This is a genomic window from Microbacterium halotolerans (genome assembly GCF_003569805.1).
Lineage (GTDB): Bacteria > Actinomycetota > Actinomycetes > Actinomycetales > Microbacteriaceae > Microbacterium > Microbacterium halotolerans.
On the sequence record NZ_KZ984054.1, the window covers coordinates 143,520 to 162,426 of the forward strand.

Below are 18,907 nucleotides of genomic sequence, written 5' to 3' on the forward strand. Positions count from 1 at the left end.
ATGTGCACGGCTCGGCATCGCGATAGGCTCGTACGTGTGATCAGCTGGATATTTACGGTCGTCTACGGCCTGCTCGTCGTGTACCTGCTGGTGCTGTGGGCGCGTCTCATCCTGAGCTACATCCCGCTGTTCAACCGCGGATGGCGCCCGAAGGGTGCCGGCCTCGTCCTGGCAGAGATCGTGTACACCGTCACCGATCCGCCGATCAAGTTCCTGCGTCGATTCATTCCTCCGCTCCGACTCGGCCAGGTCTCCATCGACTTCTCCTTCATGCTGGTGATGTTCGCCTGCATCATTCTGATGTCGATTGCGAGCGTGCTCTCACGTGCCTGAGCGCGCGACGCAGCCCCTGTCCACCGGCGCACTTCAGGCACCAACGGTTATGCTTGCACTCGCAAGTTGCGCCCAGGCCGACGCCCGTGGCCACTGACCATCTCAATTTCACGAGGAGTTACCCATGGCACTGACCCCGGATGACGTCGTCACCAAGGAGTTCAGCAACGTTCGCTTCAAGGAGGGCTTCGACCCCGAGGAGGTCGACGACTACCTCGATGAGATCGTCAAGGAGTGGCGCACCACCATCGCGGAGCGCGATGAGCTGAAGGCACGCGTCGCCGAGCTCGAGGGCGCTTCGGCGCAGGCGGCCACTGTGCCCACATCCGCTCCGGATCAGCCCGCTCCGGCAGGCGAGGAAGCACCGGCCGGTTCGGCGAGCACCAACGCCCTCGGCATCCTCGAGCGTGCCCAGCGCCTGCACGACGAGCACATCGCTGAGGGTCGGAGCGAGGCGGACCGTCTCATCGATGAGGCGAAGACCGAAGCCGACGACATCGTGCGCGGCGCGAAGAAGGAGCGCAACGAGGTTCGCTCCAAGCTCGAGACAGAGCGGAAGACGCTCGAAGAGCGGATCACCGAGTTGCGCACGTTCGAGCGCGACTACCGTCAGGAGCTGCGCGGCTACTTCGAGGGCAAGCTGAAGGACCTCGACACGACGAGCACCTCGTCCTCCGAGACGCCCGTGTCGGCGATCGGTCTCTAAGACTGTCGTCTTGAGCGCTCGCGCACCGATTCGTCCGGCGGCGGCCAGCACCACCATCGCACTTCTTGCGCTGGTCGTGCTGGCCGCCGACCAGTTCAGCAAGCATCTCGCCCTCACTCACCTCGAACCGGGCGTGACGACGCAGATCGCAGGGGAGGCGCTGCAGTTCGTCCTCGTCTTCAACCCGGGGGCCGCCTTCTCGCTCGGCGAGGGCGTCACCTGGATCTTCACGATCGCGATGACGATCGTCGCCGGTGTCATCGTCTACCTCGCGATCCGGCGCGTGCGGTCAAGGCTCTGGGCCGTCGTCCTCGGGCTGCTGCTCGGCGGGGTCCTCGGCAATCTCGGCGACCGGCTGTTCCGCGACCCGGGTTTTGCGGTCGGCCACGTCGTGGACTTCATCCTCACTCCGTGGATGTGGTTCTGGACGCCGAACGCGGCGATCTTCAACGTCGCCGACATCTTCATCGTCGGTGGCATGGCTGCCGTCGCCCTGCTGCTGATCGTCGGCCTCGAACTCGACGGCTCCCGCGTCCGCAAGAAGGGTGACGCAGAGGGCGCGAGCGAGCGCGAAGACGCATCGGAAGCCGACGATGTCGGTAGCGGCGAGGAGGACGCTTCCCGTGAGGAGGACGCACCGGATATCACGGGCAAGGGCGGCGGCGACGTGCCAGGAATCTCGGGAGCGGCCGACGCGCCGAACGGCGACGATGGTCGCACGGGTCGCACAAGGACCGGGGACGCCTCCTGATGGAGTCTCGGAGCCTGACGGTTCCCGAGGAGCTCGACGGCGCACGCGTTGATGCCGCGCTGGCGAAACTGCTCGGCTTCTCCCGCACGTTCGCCGCGGACGTTGCGGAGTCGGGCGGCGTGTTCGTCGACGCGCGCGGAGTGCGGAAATCGGACCGCGTCGCCGCGGGCGCGCGTCTCGACGTGGCGTGGGCTCCGCGCGAGGAGCCGAAGGCCGTCGCCGAAGTTGTGCCGGAGCTGGGCATCATCTTCCAGGACGAGCACCTCATCGTCGTCGACAAGCCGGTCGGCGTCGCCGCTCACCCTTCTCCTGGCTGGGAGGGACCGACCGTCGTCGGGGCTCTGATGGGACTGGGCGTCTCCGTCGCGACATCCGGAGCCGCCGAACGGGCCGGCATCGTGCATCGGCTCGACGTGGGCACATCCGGGCTAATGGTCGTCGCGAAGTCGGAGTACGCGTACACCCAGCTCAAGCGCGCCTTCAAGGAGCGCACGGTCGACAAGATCTACCACGCGATCGTGCAGGGGCATCCGGATCCGCTCGTCGGCACCATCGACGCCCCTATCGGACGCCACCGCAGCCACTCATGGAAGTTCGCGGTCATGCCTGACGGGAAGGAATCGGTCACCCACTACGAGACGATCGAGGCGTTCCCGGGGGCGTCGCTGCTCGAGATCCACCTCGAGACGGGGCGCACGCATCAGATCCGCGTGCACATGGCGGCGCATCGCCACCCCTGCGTGGGCGATCCGCTGTACGGCTCCGACCCGACCCTGTCCGAGCGGCTCGGGCTCACACGCCAATGGCTGCACGCGCACGGCCTCGCGTTCGAGCACCCGGCCACAGGGGATCGGGTCGAGTTCGCGTCCCCCTATCCGCCCGACCTGCAGCACGCCTACGACCTGCTCGCCCGCGGCGTGTACTGAGCCTCAGCGGCGGTCGCCGGGCGCAGGTTGTGGCGGTGTCGTTGGCGGCGGTGTCGGCTACGCCGACGACGACAGCGCCAGACGAATGCCGACTCCACCCCGGAATCCGAATGCTCGCCGACGTCCGCTGCACGATGCTGCGTGCACGTCCAGCAGCGCGGGATGAGCACATCGGCCGGAACGATCAGGGCATCTACGACAGCCATCCGCCGTTGGCACTGATCGCGGGCAGAGTTCCGGATGTCGGAGGTGCGCGGCACACTGGACGCATGGTGATCAAGGTGCGGGCGGCGACCGAGTTCGACGACGTGGCGGCGCTCGTCGGGCCGAAGAAGCCGACGAGCAATGTGTGCTTCTGTCTGAGCTACCGCATCGGCAGCAAGGAGAACAAGGCGCTTCGCGGCCCGGCGCGCGCCGATCGGGTGCGGGAACTGTGCGAGCACGATCCGCCGCCCGGGGTCATCGCCTATCTCGACGGCGAGCCGGTGGGCTGGGCGGCGCTGCATCCGCGCCGAGACACCAGCTTCGCCCGCAATCGCCTCATCCCGCACGTCGACGACCTCGACGTCTGGTCGCTGTGGTGCTTCAGAGTGCGGCCGGGGCACAGAAGGCAGGGGGTCCAGCACCACCTCATCGCAGGTGCGGTGTCGTACGCTCGCGAGCGCGGCGCGCCGGCCATCGAGGGATACCCCGTCGACAACCGCGGTGAGCAAGTCGACCTGACGATGGCATACGTCGGCACGAAATCGCTGTTCGAAGGCGCGGGGTTCGCACAGGCGGCCGAAACCGGATCTGTGCTGAACGGATTCCCGCGCGTGCTGATGCGACTGCCGTTGTCAGAGAGGTCCTGAACCCAATCCGCGTGGGCTTTCAGCAGCGGATACGCGCACAGACGACGAGGAGACAGCGGAGATATCCCGGCGTTCCTTCTCCGCGCCCTCCTGCAGCGTCTCCAGGGGCTGAGGTGCTCCCGCAGGGTCAGCGCGCCGGGGAGCGCGACACGGCGGGGCGGAATGTCCGTGGGGGAATTTAGACTCTGGATATGGCTTCCGACGACTTCGTCCACCTGCACGTGCACAGCGAGTACTCGATGCTGGACGGTGCCGCGAAACTCGGGAACATGACCCAGGCGGCGGCCGAGCTGGGGCAGAGCGCCATCGCCGTCACCGACCACGGCAACACGTTCGCCGCGTTCGAGTTCTACAACGCGGCGAAGGCCGCAGGGGTCAAGCCGATCATCGGCCTCGAGGCCTACATCACACCGGGCACGAGTCGCGGCGACCGTTCTCGAGTGTCGTGGGGCTCGCCCGATCAGAAGAGCGATGACGTGTCGGGCGGCGGCGCCTACACCCACATGACGATGTGGGCCCAGAACAACGAGGGCATGCACAACCTGTTCCGCCTCAGCTCTCTGTCGAGCATCGAGGGGTACTACTTCAAACCGCGCGCCGACCGTGAGCTCCTCGAGACCTACGGCAAGGGCATCATCGCCACGACGGGGTGCCCGTCCGGCGAGATCCAGACGCGGCTGCGTCTCGGCCAGTACAACGAGGCGCGACAGGCGGCGGCCGACTACCAGGACATCTTCGGCAAGGAGAACTACTTCACCGAGATCATGGAGCACGGGCTCTCCATCGAGCGGCGTGTTCGCGAAGACCTGATCAGGCTCTCCGAAGAGCTGAACATTCCGCTGCTCGCCACCAACGACTCCCACTACACCTATCAGCACGAGGCCGATGCGCACGAGGCCCTGCTGTGCGTGCAGTCCGGTTCCACGATGGACAACCCGAACCGCTTCAAACTCGACGGCGACGGCTACTACATCAAGTCGGCGCAGGAGATGCGTCAGCTGTTCAGCGAGCACCCCGAGGCCTGCGACAACACGCTGCTCATCGCCGAGCGCTGCAACATCGAGTTCGACACCCAGGCGAACTACATGCCGCGATTCCCGGTTCCCGACGGTGAGACGGAGGAGAGCTGGTTCATCAAGGAGGTCGAGAAGGGGCTGCACTACCGGTACCCGAACGGCATTCCGGATGACGTCCGCAAGCGCGCGGAGTACGAGATCGGCATCATCGCGCAGATGAAGTTCCCCGGCTACTTCCTCGTGGTCGCCGACTTCATCAACTGGTCGAAGAACAACGACATCCGCGTCGGTCCAGGACGAGGCTCCGGTGCCGGCTCGATGGTCGCCTACGCGATGCGCATCACCGACCTCGATCCGCTCGAGCACGGTCTGATCTTCGAGCGCTTCCTCAACCCGGACCGCGTCTCCATGCCCGACTTCGACGTCGACTTCGACGACCGGCGCCGCGGCGAGGTCATCGACTACGTGACGGAGAAGTACGGGGATGAGCGCGTCGCGCAGATCGTCACCTACGGCACGATCAAGTCGAAGCAGGCGCTGAAGGACTCCAGCCGTGTGCTCGGCTTCCCGTTCAGCATGGGGGAGCGGCTCACGAAGGCGATGCCGCCGCCAGTGATGGGCAAAGACATGCCGCTGAGCGGCATGTTCGACCCGGATCACGGTCGTTACAAGGAAGCGAGCGAGTTCCGCTCGCTCATCGAGACCGACCCGGAAGCGAAGACGGTCTTCGACCGCGCCATCGGGCTCGAGGGGCTGAAGCGCCAGTGGGGCGTGCACGCCGCCGGAGTGATCATGTCGTCCGATCCGCTGATCGACATCATTCCGATCATGAAGCGCGAACAGGACGGGCAGATCGTCACCCAGTTCGACTATCCGGCATGTGAGTCGCTCGGGCTGATCAAAATGGACTTCCTGGGGCTTCGCAACCTCACCATCATCTCGGACGCCCTCGACAACGTGCGCACCAACCGCGGTATCGACATCGACCTGGAGACCCTTGCCCTCGACGACAGGGGCGCGTACGAGCTGCTCTCTCGCGGCGACACCCTCGGTGTGTTCCAGCTCGACGGCGGCCCGATGCGCAGCCTCCTGCGACTGTTGAAGCCGGACAACTTCGAGGACATCTCGGCCGTCATCGCGCTGTATCGCCCTGGTCCGATGGGGGCGAACTCCCACACGAACTACGCGCTGCGAAAGAACGGCGAGCAGGAGATCAGCCCGATCCATCCCGAGCTCGAGGAGCCGCTCAGGGAGATCCTCGACACGTCATACGGCCTCATCATCTACCAGGAGCAGGTGATGGCGATCGCACAGAAGGTCGCCGGGTTCAGCCTCGGACAGGCAGACATCCTGCGCCGCGCGATGGGCAAGAAGAAGAAGTCGGAACTCGACAAACAGTACGTCGGCTTCGCCGAGGGGATGAAGGAGCGCGGCTTCGGCGAAGGTGCGATCAAGGCCCTGTGGGACATCCTGCTCCCGTTCTCCGACTACGCGTTCAACAAGGCTCACTCCGCCGCATACGGCGTGGTCTCCTACTGGACGGCCTACCTCAAGGCGCACTACCCGGCCGAGTACATGGCCGCGCTGCTCACCAGCGTCGGCGACTCGCGCGACAAGCTCGCGATGTACCTCAATGAGTGCAGGCGCATGGGCATCAACGTGCTGCCGCCGGACGTCTCCGAGTCGATCCTCTTCTTCGCCGCCGTCGGGGAGGACATCCGCTTCGGCCTGGGCGCGGTGCGCAATGTGGGTTCGAACGTCGTCGACGGGATCGTCTCGGCGCGCGCCGACGGGCCGTACTCGAGCTTCCACGACTTCCTGAAACGCGTTCCCGTGCACGCGGCGAACAAGCGCACCGTCGAGTCGCTGATCAAGGCAGGTGCGTTCGACACCATGGGCGCCACACGGCGCGCCCTGGTGGAGATACACGAGGACGCCGTCGAGCAGGCGGTGATCGACAAGCGGCGTGAGGCGCAGGGAGAGGTGGGCTTCGACTTCGACAGCCTGTGGGACGAGCCTCAGGAAGTGCAGAAGGTCCCGGAGCGCCCTGAGTACACGAAGAAGGACAAACTCGCATTCGAGCGCGACATGCTCGGGTTGTACGTCTCCGATCATCCGCTGGCGGGTCTCGAGGTGCCGCTTGCCAAGCATCGCAGCATCACGATCGCCGACCTGCTCGGATCGGAGTCGCTCGACGACGGCGACCAGGTCACCGTCTCCGGTCTCGTTACGAGCGCCCAGCACAGGGTGGCGAAGGCGAGTGGAAATCCGTACGGCATGGTGACGATCGAGGACTTCGAGGCCGAGGTCACCGTGATGTTCATGGGGAAGACATATCAGGAGTTCCAGCCGATCCTGCAGCAGGACTCGATTCTCGTCGTCCGAGGACGAGTGTCGCGACGCGACGACGGGCTGAATCTGCATGCGCAGTCGGCGTTCTCACCTGACCTGGGGGCGATGGACACCTCGGGACCCATCACGCTGCTGCTGCCGGAGCAGCGTGCCACGGAGCGGGTCGTGAAGGACCTCGCCGACGTGCTGAAGCGGCACACAGGCGAAACAGAGGTGCGGCTGAAGATGCACAGAGGACGATCGGCGAAGGTGTTCGAGGTGCCGATCCCCGTCACCGTCACCGCCGATCTCTTCGGCGACCTGAAGTCGCTCCTCGGGCCGCAGTGCCTGGGCTGAGACGACGACGGGCGGGCGTGCGCCACACAGAACGAACACAGAAGACGGGCGTGATCCGGGCAGTAGGATCGAAGGAACCACGACCGTGCAAGCAATGCTCACGCGAGCAGTAGAGGGGACGTCAGTCGTGTCCGACAACACAAACGGCCAGCAGGCCTGGGCACCGAGCGGCCAGCCGCGGCAGGGTGCTCCCCATCCGCAGTCCCCCACAGGCGACCCGCGAGGGACCGCACCTGCGCCGGTACGAGAGAGTTTCATTCCGGATCAGCCGATGTCGAACGCGGACGAAGAACCGGGCGGTGACCGCGGCCAAGGCGGCGTCCCCGCGATCTGGGTGTTCTCGTTGCGGGAACTGATTCTCGCGGGCATCGGCATCGTCTCGATCGTCTTCTCCTTCCTGTCGATCTTCTCGCTGCCGGCCAGCTTCGGCATGGACGTGCCTTCCTATTTCCCGATCTGGGGCCAGGGCATCGCCGCCATCGCCGCGTCGATCGCGATGGTCGCCGCTACGGCGCTGATCGTGCTGCGGCGCCTCGTGCCAGCGCTCACAACGCTCAAGATCGGCTCGCTGAGCATCGACCAGTTCGCGTCCGTCGCCTTCGCCTCGTATGCCGTCGTCTACTGGAGCGTCGTCTTCTCAACGTTCGGCAGCAGCGGAATGGTGGGCGTCACCTGGATGGCGTGGATCGCCGCCGTCATCGCCCTCGCCGGTGTCTTCTTCACTGTCGCCGCTCCGTTCGTACCCCCGTTCCGCTCTGATTTCGACGGTCGCGAGGAGACGCAGGCGACGAGAGCGGCGAGGCCCGCGCCCACACTGATTCGGCGGCCTCGGGCGCCGAAGCCCGCCCCGCAGCAGGGACCATGGCAGCAGCAGGGCCAGCAGCCCTACAGTCAGCAGCCCGTTCCTTATGGACAGCAGACGCCCTACGGTCAGCAGCCCCAGTACGGCCAGCAGGCGCCGTACGCGCAGGCGCAGCAGTACGGTCAGAGTCCGTATGGGCAGCAGCCTCCCTACGGTGAGCAGTCGCAGTACGGGCAGAGTCCTTACGGCCAGCAGCCACCGGCCCACGGCCAGCAGAACGCCTACGGAGCGCAGGGCGGCTACGCGCCCTACGCTCCGCAGCAGCCTCCCGCATACGGCGCTCCGGCCGCGCCGTACGAGTACCAGGGCCAGACCTCCGGTACCGAGGATGCCGCGCTGGCGCCGACCGCCGACGCGCACGCTCCTGTCGCGGATGCCCCTGCTGCGCCGCACGGGTACCGGCCTCAGGCCCCGGGCGCCGAGGATGCCGCACCCGCTCAGGCCGAGTGGTCGCCCGCCGCTGATCCGTTCGGCCCGCCAGCCGCCGAACCCGCCATCGATTTCGGTGAGTCGTCGGCAGAGCAGACCCCCGCGGCGGACAGCGCTCCGGAAGATCGCACCGAGCACGACATCGCACCATCCGACGGCTCGACCGCCGCTGCCGAGGTCGCCTTCGGTGCGGGCGAGTCAGCGGGTGGGGCTGACGAGGCGTCCAAGGAGACATCGTTCGGCGAGGCCGATGACGTTGCGACGCGTGCGCTGCACGTGCCGTCCGCTGCCGAGGCCTCAGCACCGGACGACGAGATCGCCGCCGAACAGGTGGCGGGGCAGCCCGCGCGCTCGGCGCTCGACCACAGCGCAGCCGGTGTCGACTTCGGCGGCGCCCTCGCCGGCGATGGCGAGGAGCAGCCTGGACAGGGTTACCGGCGCACCGGTTCGATCCCCGTGCCGGATGAGGCGGATGCCGCGACGATCGACTCCGAACTCGACGGAGACACCGTGCTGCGTGCGCCGGACGGTGTGCAGGCCGATCGCGATTCTGCACGTCACGACGCCGCCGAGGACACGGTCGAGGGCCTGCGCGTCGACCCTGGTTCCCTCCCGGTGACGAACGCGCAGCCGTTCTGGGCGCTCGCACCGGTCGAGCGGGATGTCGTCGACGCAGCAGGCGCCCCGCTGTTCCGCATCGGCCCCACGGCCTGGGCGCTGGTGCTGGAGGAACGCGGCGACGTGTTCGTCGTCCGCGATGACGACGGCAGGGTCGGCTACCTGCACGACACCACGGGCGTCACTCGAGGCTGAGAAGAGAACCATACGAACATGCGCACGATCGACCTGCGCGGGCGCGAGCTGACGCCCGCGGAACTGCTCGCCGCCGTGCCGCGCGCGAACGCGGCGCGGCGGGCGGCGCTGGAGGCCGCGACCGAGATCGTCGCCGATGTCCGTGCCAGGGGCGAGGCGTCCCTGCGCGAACAGGCCGAGAGGTTCGACGGTGCGACCGACCACGCGATCCGCGTGCCCTCGGAGCAGCTCACTGAGGCACTCGCAGGCCTCGCCGCGCCGGTCCGCGAGGCTCTGGAAGAAGCCATCCGTCGTGTGCGTGAGGCATCCGCAGCTCAGATCCCTCCGGCCAGAGCGACGACCCTCGCCGACGGCGCCCGCGTGACGCAGCGTTGGCAGCCGGTCGCCCGCGTCGGCGTCTACGTGCCTGGCGGCAAGGCGGTGTACCCGTCGAGCGTCATCATGAACGTCGTGCCAGCTCAGGTCGCAGGCGTCACCTCTGTCGCACTCGCATCGCCGCCGCAGTCCGAGCACGACGGTCGCGTGCACCCGACGATCCTCGCAGCGGCTGCGCTGCTCGGCATCGACGAGGTCTACGCGATGGGAGGCGCAGGAGCCATCGGGGCGTTCGCCTACGGCGTCGACGGCCTCGGCCTCGACCCCGTCGACGTCGTCACGGGGCCAGGCAACAACTTCGTCGCCTCGGCCAAGCGCGCCGTCGCAGGCATCGTCGGCACGGACGCGGAAGCGGGAGCGACCGAGATCCTGATCTCGGCCGACGACTCGGCCGATGCGCGGCATGTCGCCTACGACCTGGTCAGCCAGGCGGAGCACGACGAGCAGGCCTCAGCCGTTCTCGTGACGACCTCGCCCGACCTCGCCGAGGCCGTAGCCGCCGAAGTCGAACGCGTTGCCGTCGCGACCAGGCACGCCGAACGCGTCGCCGCCGCGCTGGCGGGGGAGCAGTCAGCGATCGTGCTCGTCGACGACGCATCCGCGGCCGAGGAGTTCAGCAACGCGTACGCGCCTGAGCACCTCGAACTCCACATCGCAGACGCTGCAGACGCGTCGTCCCGCTACACCAGTGCCGGCGCCGTGTTCGTCGGAACGCACAGCCCGGTCAGCCTCGGCGACTACCTCGCCGGATCGAACCACGTGCTTCCGACCGGAGGCCAGGCGCGCTACGCGGCGGGCCTCGGGGCCGCCACGTTCCTGCGGTCGCAGCAGGTCGTCGAATACTCGCGTGAGGCTCTGGAAGCTGTCAGGGACGGCATCGTCGCCCTGTCCGAGGCAGAGGCGCTGCCAGCGCACGGCGAGGCCGTTGCGGCGCGGTTCGCCTGATGCACTGCCCGTTCTGCCGCCACGGCGACTCACGCGTCATCGACTCGCGCACGAGCGACGACGGTCTGTCCATCCGGCGCAGGCGCCAGTGCCCGGAATGCGGGAAGCGCTTCTCCACGGTCGAGACCTCCAGTCTCAACGTGATCAAACGATCCGGCGCCGTCGAACCGTTCAGCCGCGACAAGGTCGTGCTCGGCGTGCGCAAGGCCTGTCAGGGCCGCCCCGTCACCGATGCGGACCTCGCCGTACTCGCGCAGAAGGTCGAGGAGGCGGTGCGTCAGACCGGGCTCAGCCAGATCGATGCCAATGAGATCGGTTTGGCGACCCTCGGCCCGCTGCGCGAACTCGACGAGGTGGCCTACCTCCGCTTCGCCAGCGTCTACCAGGCGTTCGAGTCCCTCGAAGACTTCGAGTCGGCGATCGCATCGCTGCGTGCCGATCACGCGGTCGCGGTGCAGGACGACTCGGCGACGGACCAGAAGGAATGAGAATGTACCCGCTGCTGTTCCGCACCGTGCTCGCCCGCCTCGACCCCGAGGTCGCCCACCACCTCGGAATGGCGGTCATCCGCCTCGCGGGCATCGCGCCGGTCGCGCCGTTCGTGCGCGCCGCGACGAAGCCCGACCCGTCGCTCGAGGTGACCACGCTCGGGCTCACGTTCCCCAGCCCGTTCGGCGTCGCCGCGGGCTTCGACAAGAACGCCGTCGGCGTTCGCGGCCTCGATGCGCTCGGCTTCGGCCACATCGAGGCGGGCACCGTCACGGCGATTCCGCAGGACGGCAACCCCAAGCCCCGGCTGTTCCGGCTCGTGCGCGATCGCGCCGTCATCAATCGGATGGGCTTCAACAATCGCGGCGCGAAGGCCGCGGCCAGGCGCCTCGCGAAGCTGCGACGCGGGGGAGCGGTCGTCGGCGCCAACATCGGCAAGAGCCGCGTCGTCGATGTCGCCGACGCCACGGATGACTACGTCGCGAGCGCGACGATGCTCGCACCGCTCGCCGATTATCTCGCGGTGAACGTCTCGTCGCCGAATACACCGGGTCTGCGAGGTCTGCAGGCGATCGAGACGCTGACGCCGCTGCTCACAGCCGTGCGCGAGGCGGCCGGTGCCACGCCGCTTCTGGTGAAGATCGCTCCGGACCTGCCGGACGACGAGATCGCCGGTGTCGCGACGATGGCGAAGGAGCTCGGCCTGGCCGGCATCATCGCCACCAACACGACCATCTCGCGAGACGGTCTCACCGCAGATCTGGCCACGATCTCCGCAGCCGGCGCCGGCGGCCTCTCCGGGGCGCCCCTGAGCGAACGCTCCCTCGAGGCGCTCCGGATCATCCGGGCCGAGGTTCCTGACCCTGAGTTCTGCGTGATCTCGGTCGGCGGCGTCGAGACCGCCGACGACGTTCGAGAGCGGCTCGACGCGGGGGCGACTCTCGTGCAGGGCTACACGGCGTTCCTCTACCGCGGCCCGCTCTGGGCGCGGCAGATCAACCGCGGCCTGTCACGCGGCCGCTGACGAGAAACGGCCCCGCTCATCGGGATCGCGCCGGATGAGCGGGGCCGGATGAGCGACTGTCGCTACTTGGGCGCGCCGCCGACGCGTACCTGCGGCTTCGGCAGGCGCATGAAGCGCATCTGCATCGAGCGCATCGCGGCGTACCAGCCGAGCCCCTTCTCGCGCTTGTCTTCGCCGAACTTCTCCCCGGCCCGCTTCTTCACGCTGCGCGACAGGATGAACATGTCGCCTACGGTGAACAGCACGAACACCCACAGGCCGACCATCCCGTAGAACTGGAACGCGTACGGCAGGAACATCGTCGCGACCAGGATCACGATCAGCGCGGGCATCAGGAGCTCGCCGAGATGCCACCGCGAGTCGGTGAAGTCGCGAACCCAGCGGCGCTGCGGCCCCCGGTCGCGCGGCTGGAGGAACTTCTCCTCGCCGTTGGCCTGACCGAGGCGGGCGCGATCCTGACGCGCGCGAAGCTCAGCTCTGGCGCGTCTGCGGGCCTCCTTCGTGTCGGCGACGAGCGGGCGGCGATTGGCCGCCTCGCGCTCGGCGCGCGTCGGAGTGGGGCGTCCCTTGCCGACGGCCGGCGTCGACGCGTCGTTGTCGCTGGGAGCGGGGGTCTTTGCCACGGCGGAGCACCTCGATAAGTCGTTGCGGTTCGGGCCCTAGGATACCCGCATGACCTTCGCAGAAGATCCGGATCAGAATCTCGCCGAAGTCGCGGAAGGCGGCATCGCGAACGCGCTGGCCGATCTCGGCCGACTCGTGCGCATCCCAGGCATCGCCTGGCCGTCCTTCGACCAGGACCAGCTCGGGCGCAGTGCGGAGGCTGTGGCCCAGCTCGCTCGCGATACCGGCCTGTTCGACGAGGTGCGCATCCATCGCGCGGAGATCCCCGGCGCCGATGAGCTCGGTCAGCCGGGGGTGCTGGCCACCCGCAGGGCACGGAACGGCAGGCCGACGGTGATGCTGTACGCCCATCACGACGTGCAGCCTCCTGGGGACGACGCACTCTGGCAGACGCCGCCGTTCGAACCGACTGTGCGCAACGGACGCCTCTACGGTCGAGGTGCCGCCGACGACAAGGCGGGCGTCATGGTGCACATCGCCTCCCTGCGCGCCCTGCACGAGACGATCGGCGACGACCTCGACCTGGGTATCGTGCTGTTCATCGAAGGCGAGGAGGAGTTCGGCTCGCGTTCGTTCACGCAGTTCATGGACGACAACGCGGACGACATGCGCTCCGACGTCATCGTCGTGGCGGACTCCGGCAACTGGGACTCGTCGACGCCTGCTGTCACGGTGTCGCTGCGCGGCAACGCCACGTTCCACCTGACCGTGCGCACGCTCAGCCACGCATCGCACTCCGGCATGTTCGGCGGCGCGGTGCCAGATGCCATGCTCGCCACCATCAAACTGCTGTCGACGCTGTGGCACGACGACGGATCGGTCGCAGTCGAGGGGCTCGCCGTGCGCGATTCCGATACTCCCGAGTACGACGAGTCGACGCTGCGGGAGGAGGCGGGTCTCCTCGAGGGCGTCAGCCCCATGGGGAACGGCACGATCCTCTCGCGCATCTGGAACAAACCGGCCATCACCGTCACAGGCATCGACCACACGCCCGTCGAAGCGGCGAGCAACACACTCGCGCCCGAGATCACCGTCGTCGTCAGCGCCCGCGTCGCACCGGGCCAGAGCTCGCACGAGGCCTACGGGGCCATCCGCTCCCACCTGGAGCAGCGCGCACCATTCGGTGCGGAGCTCACCTTCAGTGAGGTCGACAACGGCGACGGCTTCCTGGTCGACACGTCGGGATGGGCGGTGACCGCGGCGCGTGAGGCGATGCGAGACGGATACGGCACGGAGCCCGTCGACTACGGCGTCGGCGGCTCCATACCGTTCGTCGCCGACCTCGCGGAGCGCTATCCGGGAGTGCAGATCCTCGTCACGGGCATCGAGGATCCGCACTCGCGGGCGCACAGCCCGAACGAGTCGCTGCACCTCGACACCTTCCGCCACGCGATCGTGTCGGAGACGCTGCTGCTGGGGCGGATGAATCAGCGCGAGGGCTGACGAGACATCCGGATGCCGCGCCGAAGGCCGAGAAACGCCGCGAGCAGGACGGAATCGTGCCTGATGCGCCGAATCGACGTCTACAATCGGTAGAAGGCCGATGTGCGTTCCCGCGCAAGGGCGAAACCTGGAGTGAGAAGGAGACGGCATGAGTGACACCCTGACGATCGACGCCGAGACCCGCGCACACGGCGTGAGCCTCACGGAACCCGCCGCTGCCAAGGTGAAGAGCCTGCTCGAACAGGAGGGGCGCGACGACCTGCGTCTCCGCGTCGCCGTGCAGCCAGGCGGATGCTCCGGCCTGATCTATCAGCTGTACTTCGATGAGCGCCAGCTCGAGGGCGACGAGACGGTCGACTTCGACGGCGTCGAGGTCATCGTCGACAACATGTCGGTGCCGTACCTCGACGGCGCCGCCATCGACTTCAAGGACACGATCAGCGAGCAGGGCTTCACCATCGACAACCCGAACGCCGGCGGCTCCTGCGCCTGCGGCGACAGCTTCCACTGACCCACGAGCGAACGGCCCCGCAGCTCCCGTGCGCGGGGCCGTTCGCTATGCGGCACCACCGGAACTCCGCGCCACACGCTGGGAGTGTGGCCTGAATCCGGTGAGCAAGTGCCGTAGACTGATTCCGCTCCATTCACGTTCGAAAGGTGAAGTACGTGCCGTCGAAACGCCGCCTCCGTTGGGCCGCGATACCTATCGCCGCTGCCTCCCTCGTCACCATCGTGGGTTGCACCCCGACGGAACTGCACGGGTACCTCCCCGGCTTCACCGAAGAAGGCACCCCTGCGACCAACCAGACTGACGGCATCGCCGCGCTCTGGACCGGGTCGTGGATCGCCGCGCTGGTCGTGGGCATCATCACCTGGGGTCTGATGCTCTGGGCGATGGTCGTGTACCGCCGCCGCAGGGGACAGACCGGTCTGCCCGTGCAGCTGCGCTATAACATGCCGATCGAGATCTTCTTCACGACGGTGCCGTTGATCCTCGTGATCGGTCTGTTCGCCTTCACCGCGCGCGAGCAGACGAAGATCGAAGAACCGTGGGCTGAGCCCGACGTGCACATCACCGCGATCGCGAAGCAGTGGGCATGGGACTTCCAGTACGACGGCGACGAAGAGGACAACTCCGACGCCGTGTGGACGATGGGCATCCAAGCCCAGGTCGACGCCGACGGCAACGTCGAGGAGGGCGAGCTCCCCCGGCTCGTGCTGCCTGTCGACAAGAAGATCACGATCGACCTGCAGTCCCGCGACGTGATCCACTCCTTCTGGATCATCGACTTCCTCTACAAGAAGGACATGTACCAGGGGCACGACAACTCATGGTCGTTCATCCCCACCCGTGAGGGCACGTATCAGGGCAAGTGCGCCGAGCTGTGCGGCGAGTACCACTCAGCGATGCTCTTCGAGGTCGACGTCGTCAGCAACGCCGAGTACGAATCGTACCTCGACGGGCTCGAGGACGACGGCCAGACGGGCGACATCAACGACGCCTACGACCGCCTGCAGAACCTCCCGGGCACCACGGGTGCCGAGGCAGAAGAAGAGGGACACTGAGCGCTATGACATCGACTGTCCAGGAACAGCGCCCGGCGATGCCGGCGCGTCAGGCGGCACTGCTCAGCGGGAACAGAACCCACCGCAAGGGCAACATCATCGTCAGCTGGATCACGTCCACTGACCACAAGACGATCGGGTACATGTACCTGATCACCTCGGTGCTCTTCTTCATGCTCGGTGGTGTGATGGCGCTGATCATCCGCGCCGAGCTGTTCGCACCGGGCCTGCAGGTGGTTCCGACCCACGAACAGTACAACCAGCTGTTCACGATGCACGGCACGGTCATGCTGCTGATGTTCGCGACGCCGCTGTTCGCCGGTTTCGCCAACGTGCTGCTGCCGCTGCAGATCGGTGCACCCGATGTGGCGTTCCCGCGCCTGAACGCGTTCGCATTCTGGCTGTTCACATTCGGTTCGACCATCGCTGTGGCCGGCTTCCTCACCCCGCAGGGCGCGGCATCGTTCGGCTGGTTCGCCTACCAGCCGCTGGCCAACGCCTCCTTCTCGCCGGGTGTCGGCGGAAACCTGTGGATGATCGGCCTCGGCATCTCCGGTTTCGGCACGATCTTCGGCGCAGTGAACTTCATCACCACGATCATCACGATGCGCGCGCCTGGCATGACGATGTGGCGCATGTCGATCTTCAGCTGGAACACCCTCGTGACCAGCCTGCTGATCCTGATCGCGTTCCCGGTCCTCGCGGCCGCGCTGCTCGCCGCGGCCAGCGACCGCATCCTCGGTTCCCACGTATACGACCCGGCCAACGGAGGCGTGCTCCTCTGGCAGCACCTGTTCTGGTTCTTCGGGCACCCCGAGGTGTACATCATCGCGCTGCCGTTCTTCGGCATCGTCTCCGAGATCTTCCCGGTGTTCAGCCGCAAGCCGATCTTCGGTTACAAGACCCTGGTGTACGCGACCATCGCCATCGCGGCGCTGTCGGTGTCGGTGTGGGCTCACCACATGTACGTCACCGGTGCGGTGCTGCTGCCGTTCTTCGCTCTGATGACGATGCTGATCGCCGTTCCCACGGGTGTGAAGATCTTCAACTGGATCGGCACGATGTGGCGAGGGTCGATCACCTTCGAGACGCCGATGCTGTTCTCGCTCGGCTTCCTGATCTCCTTCGTGTTCGGCGGTCTCACCGGCGTCATCCTGTCGGCGCCGCCGCTCGACTTCCACGTGTCGGACTCGTACTTCGTCGTGGCTCACTTCCACTACGTGGTGTTCGGAACCGTCGTGTTCGCGATGTTCGCCGGCTTCTACTTCTGGTGGCCGAAGTGGACAGGGAAGATGCTCAACGAGCGCCTCGGCTACGTGCACTTCTGGATGCTGTTCATCGGCTTCCACATGACGTTCCTCATCCAGCACTGGCTGGGCGTCGACGGCATGCCCCGCCGCTACGCCGACTACTCGACGGCAGACGGCTGGACGTGGGGCAACGAGCTCTCCACGATCGGTTCCATGATCCTCGGCGCGTCGATGATCCCCTTCCTGCTGAACGTGTGGGTCACTGCGCGCAAGGCGAAGAAGGTCACGGTCGACGACCCGTGGGGCTTCGGCGGATCGCTCGAGTGGGCTACCAGCTGCCCGCCGCCGCGGCACAACTTCACGTCGATTCCGCGCATCCGGTCGGAGCGCCCCGCGTTCGACCTGAACCACGGCCCCGTCGTCGAGGTCGGTGTCGGACCGGCGAAGGATGCTCCGGATGTGCCGGTGAAGGACGTCGCAGACGGAGAGGTGAAGTAGAGCTATGAGATCCAACGTCGTCATCTGGTGGATCCTCGCGGTCTTCTTCCTGATCTGCACCGTCGTCTATGTCGGCTGGGGTATCCTCGGCCACCTCGACGCCGTTCAGGCGGGGGAGCGCACGTGGAATGAGGCCGTCGAGTGGCCGGGCGCCATCGCTCTGCTGTTCAGCACCTTCATGTCGGCCATGATCGCCTTCTTCATCCAGAAATGGCACGCGAGCCAGAAGGGCCTTGAGCTCGCGGCGGACCGCCTGGATGCCGATATCGACGACGACGACCCAGAGATGGGCGAGTTCAGCCCGTGGTCGTGGTGGCCGCTCGTGCTCGGCTCGGCCGTCGCCATCGGCGCCGTCGCTCTCGCCGTCGGACTCTTCCTGCTCCCGCTTGCGGCCGGCCTGCTGGTCGTCGCTCTGGTGGGCTGGACCTACGAGTACTACCGAGGAAATTTCGCAAGGTAGATTGACCGCTCAGTGCGCAACGGAAACGGCCTCCGGATCATCGAGATCCGGAGGCCGTTTCGTGTGCCGGCTCAAAGGTGCGAACGGTCCGTGAGGATGATCGGGCCGTCCTCGGTGATGGCGATGGTGTGCTCGGAGTGGGCGCCGCGGGAGCCATCGGCGCTGCGCAGGGTCCAGCCGTCCTGGTCGGTGTAGAGCTCGTCGGTCGACTGCAGCAGCCACGGCTCGATCGCGATGATCAGACCGGGCTTGAGCGGGAAGCCGCGGCCGGGTCGGCCGTCGTTGGGGATATGCGGGTCGCCGTGCATCTCGCGGCCGACGCCGTGGCCGCCGAAGTCCGTGTTGATGGTGTGACCAGCGGCATAGGAGACCTCGGCGATCGCGGCGGAGATGTCACCGACCCGGTTGCCCGCCTGTGCCGCGTCGATGGCGGCCTTCAGCGCGCGCTCCGTCGTGTCGATGAGTCTCAGGTCCTCATCGCGCGGCGTGCCGACGACGAACGACACGGCGGAGTCAGCAACCCATCCGTCGACCGACACGGCGAAGTCGAGGGTGACGAGGTCGCCGTCGCGCAGACTGTAGTCGAACGGCAGTCCGTGCAGCACCGCGTCGTTGATCGAGGTGCAGATCACCTTGCCGAACGGCATCGCGCCGAACGACGGGTGGTAGTCGATGTAGCAGCTGGTCGCGCCCGCCTTTCGGATCATGTCGTGCGCGCGCCGATCGATGTCGAGCAGGTTCGTGCCGACGGTGACCTCGCTCTTCAGTGTGTTCAGGGTCTCGGCGACGAAGCGGCCGGCCGGCCGCATCTGCTCGATCTCGGCGGGGGTGCGCAGTTCGATCATGTGAATCCTCCAG

The 18,907-nt window shown here is 66.9% G+C and carries 17 protein-coding genes; 15 read left to right on the forward strand and 2 right to left on the reverse strand.

Features of this window, described 5'->3' with window-relative positions; genetic code table 11:
• Window positions 1-36: 36 nt before the first annotated feature.
• The 10 genes from DZG09_RS14350 to DZG09_RS14395 all read left to right on the forward strand — a co-directional run bounded on the left by DZG09_RS14350 (window position 37) and on the right by DZG09_RS14395 (window position 12,208).
• Window positions 37-333 (forward strand): YggT family protein, encoded by a 297-nt coding sequence (locus DZG09_RS14350; RefSeq protein WP_240424058.1) that lies wholly within the window; start codon window positions 37-39, stop codon window positions 331-333.
• Window positions 334-457: 124 nt separating this feature from the next.
• A complete protein-coding gene (locus DZG09_RS14355; RefSeq protein WP_119698430.1) occupies window positions 458-1,039 on the forward strand; it encodes a DivIVA domain-containing protein in 582 nt (193 codons plus the stop codon).
• Window positions 1,040-1,049: 10 nt separating this feature from the next.
• Window positions 1,050-1,790 (forward strand): signal peptidase II, encoded by a 741-nt coding sequence (lspA, locus tag DZG09_RS14360; protein WP_119698431.1) that lies wholly within the window; start codon window positions 1,050-1,052, stop codon window positions 1,788-1,790.
• Window positions 1,790-2,716, forward strand: coding sequence for an RluA family pseudouridine synthase (locus tag DZG09_RS14365; RefSeq protein WP_119698432.1), 927 nt, complete (start codon window positions 1,790-1,792; stop codon window positions 2,714-2,716). The genes lspA and DZG09_RS14365 overlap by 1 nt, the downstream gene beginning before the upstream one ends.
• A 269-nt stretch (window positions 2,717-2,985) precedes the next feature.
• On the forward strand, window positions 2,986-3,567 hold the full coding sequence (locus tag DZG09_RS14370) for a GNAT family N-acetyltransferase (protein ID WP_119698557.1): 582 nt from the start codon (window positions 2,986-2,988) through the stop codon (window positions 3,565-3,567).
• A gap of 191 nt (window positions 3,568-3,758) precedes the next feature.
• The gene (dnaE, locus tag DZG09_RS14375) at window positions 3,759-7,271 is read left to right on the forward strand and encodes a DNA polymerase III subunit alpha (protein ID WP_119698433.1); all 3,513 of its coding nucleotides are present in this window, start codon (window positions 3,759-3,761) and stop codon (window positions 7,269-7,271) included.
• 271 nt (window positions 7,272-7,542) lie between these two features.
• Complete coding sequence (locus tag DZG09_RS16925; RefSeq protein WP_240424059.1) at window positions 7,543-9,375, forward strand: hypothetical protein; 1,833 nt, start codon at window positions 7,543-7,545, stop codon at window positions 9,373-9,375.
• 18 nt (window positions 9,376-9,393) lie between these two features.
• Window positions 9,394-10,695 carry a histidinol dehydrogenase gene (hisD, locus tag DZG09_RS14385; RefSeq protein WP_119698434.1) on the forward strand — a complete coding sequence of 434 codons (1,302 nt, stop codon included), beginning with the start codon at window positions 9,394-9,396 and terminating at the stop codon, window positions 10,693-10,695.
• A complete protein-coding gene (gene nrdR / locus DZG09_RS14390) occupies window positions 10,695-11,183 on the forward strand; it encodes a transcriptional regulator NrdR (protein WP_119698435.1) in 489 nt (162 codons plus the stop codon). Before hisD ends, nrdR begins: the two co-directional genes overlap by 1 nt.
• A gap of 2 nt (window positions 11,184-11,185) precedes the next feature.
• Window positions 11,186-12,208: a quinone-dependent dihydroorotate dehydrogenase gene (locus tag DZG09_RS14395; RefSeq protein WP_119698436.1), complete on the forward strand. Its 1,023-nt coding sequence runs from the start codon at window positions 11,186-11,188 to the stop codon at window positions 12,206-12,208.
• A 62-nt stretch (window positions 12,209-12,270) separates the two neighbouring features.
• Here the strand turns inward: DZG09_RS14395 and DZG09_RS14400 are convergent, their stop codons facing one another.
• A complete protein-coding gene (locus DZG09_RS14400; RefSeq protein ID WP_119698437.1) occupies window positions 12,271-12,831 on the reverse strand; it encodes a DUF3043 domain-containing protein in 561 nt (186 codons plus the stop codon).
• 49 nt (window positions 12,832-12,880) lie between these two features.
• Here DZG09_RS14400 and DZG09_RS14405 point away from each other — a divergent pair, with 49 nt between their 5' ends.
• From DZG09_RS14405 to ctaF, 5 genes are all read left to right on the forward strand, one after another.
• The gene (locus DZG09_RS14405) at window positions 12,881-14,275 is read left to right on the forward strand and encodes a dipeptidase (RefSeq protein WP_119698438.1); all 1,395 of its coding nucleotides are present in this window, start codon (window positions 12,881-12,883) and stop codon (window positions 14,273-14,275) included.
• A gap of 148 nt (window positions 14,276-14,423) precedes the next feature.
• Window positions 14,424-14,786, forward strand: coding sequence for an iron-sulfur cluster insertion protein ErpA (erpA, locus tag DZG09_RS14410; RefSeq protein WP_119698439.1), 363 nt, complete (start codon window positions 14,424-14,426; stop codon window positions 14,784-14,786).
• Between the two features lie 155 nt (window positions 14,787-14,941).
• The gene (gene ctaC, locus DZG09_RS14415; protein WP_119698558.1) at window positions 14,942-15,841 is read left to right on the forward strand and encodes an aa3-type cytochrome oxidase subunit II; all 900 of its coding nucleotides are present in this window, start codon (window positions 14,942-14,944) and stop codon (window positions 15,839-15,841) included.
• A gap of 5 nt (window positions 15,842-15,846) precedes the next feature.
• On the forward strand, window positions 15,847-17,589 hold the full coding sequence (gene ctaD / locus DZG09_RS14420; protein WP_119698440.1) for an aa3-type cytochrome oxidase subunit I: 1,743 nt from the start codon (window positions 15,847-15,849) through the stop codon (window positions 17,587-17,589).
• A gap of 4 nt (window positions 17,590-17,593) precedes the next feature.
• Window positions 17,594-18,049, forward strand: a complete 456-nt coding sequence (ctaF, locus tag DZG09_RS14425) for an aa3-type cytochrome oxidase subunit IV (protein ID WP_119698441.1) — start codon at window positions 17,594-17,596, stop codon at window positions 18,047-18,049.
• 71 nt (window positions 18,050-18,120) lie between these two features.
• Here the strand turns inward: ctaF and map are convergent, their stop codons facing one another.
• Complete coding sequence (gene map / locus DZG09_RS14430) at window positions 18,121-18,894, reverse strand: type I methionyl aminopeptidase (RefSeq protein ID WP_119698442.1); 774 nt, start codon at window positions 18,892-18,894, stop codon at window positions 18,121-18,123.
• Between the last annotated feature and the right edge of the window lie 13 nt (window positions 18,895-18,907).

What these genes read in the sequence shown, in the direction of transcription:
- DZG09_RS14355 (WP_119698430.1), top strand. Translation starts at nt 458, where the DNA reads ATGGCACTGACCCCGGATGACGTCGTCACCAAGGAGTTCAGCAACGTT.
- DZG09_RS14365 (WP_119698432.1), top strand. Translation starts at nt 1,790, where the DNA reads ATGGAGTCTCGGAGCCTGACGGTTCCCGAGGAGCTCGACGGCGCACGC.
- DZG09_RS14370 (WP_119698557.1), top strand. Translation starts at nt 2,986, where the DNA reads ATGGTGATCAAGGTGCGGGCGGCGACCGAGTTCGACGACGTGGCGGCG.
- dnaE (WP_119698433.1), top strand. Translation starts at nt 3,759, where the DNA reads ATGGCTTCCGACGACTTCGTCCACCTGCACGTGCACAGCGAGTACTCG.
- DZG09_RS16925 (WP_240424059.1), top strand. Translation starts at nt 7,543, where the DNA reads ATGTCGAACGCGGACGAAGAACCGGGCGGTGACCGCGGCCAAGGCGGC.
- hisD (WP_119698434.1), top strand. Translation starts at nt 9,394, where the DNA reads ATGCGCACGATCGACCTGCGCGGGCGCGAGCTGACGCCCGCGGAACTG.
- nrdR (WP_119698435.1), top strand. Translation starts at nt 10,695, where the DNA reads ATGCACTGCCCGTTCTGCCGCCACGGCGACTCACGCGTCATCGACTCG.
- DZG09_RS14395 (WP_119698436.1), top strand. Translation starts at nt 11,186, where the DNA reads ATGTACCCGCTGCTGTTCCGCACCGTGCTCGCCCGCCTCGACCCCGAG.
- DZG09_RS14405 (WP_119698438.1), top strand. Translation starts at nt 12,881, where the DNA reads ATGACCTTCGCAGAAGATCCGGATCAGAATCTCGCCGAAGTCGCGGAA.
- erpA (WP_119698439.1), top strand. Translation starts at nt 14,424, where the DNA reads ATGAGTGACACCCTGACGATCGACGCCGAGACCCGCGCACACGGCGTG.
- ctaD (WP_119698440.1), top strand. Translation starts at nt 15,847, where the DNA reads ATGACATCGACTGTCCAGGAACAGCGCCCGGCGATGCCGGCGCGTCAG.
- ctaF (WP_119698441.1), top strand. Translation starts at nt 17,594, where the DNA reads ATGAGATCCAACGTCGTCATCTGGTGGATCCTCGCGGTCTTCTTCCTG.
- map (WP_119698442.1), bottom strand. Translation starts at nt 18,894, where the DNA reads ATGATCGAACTGCGCACCCCCGCCGAGATCGAGCAGATGCGGCCGGCC.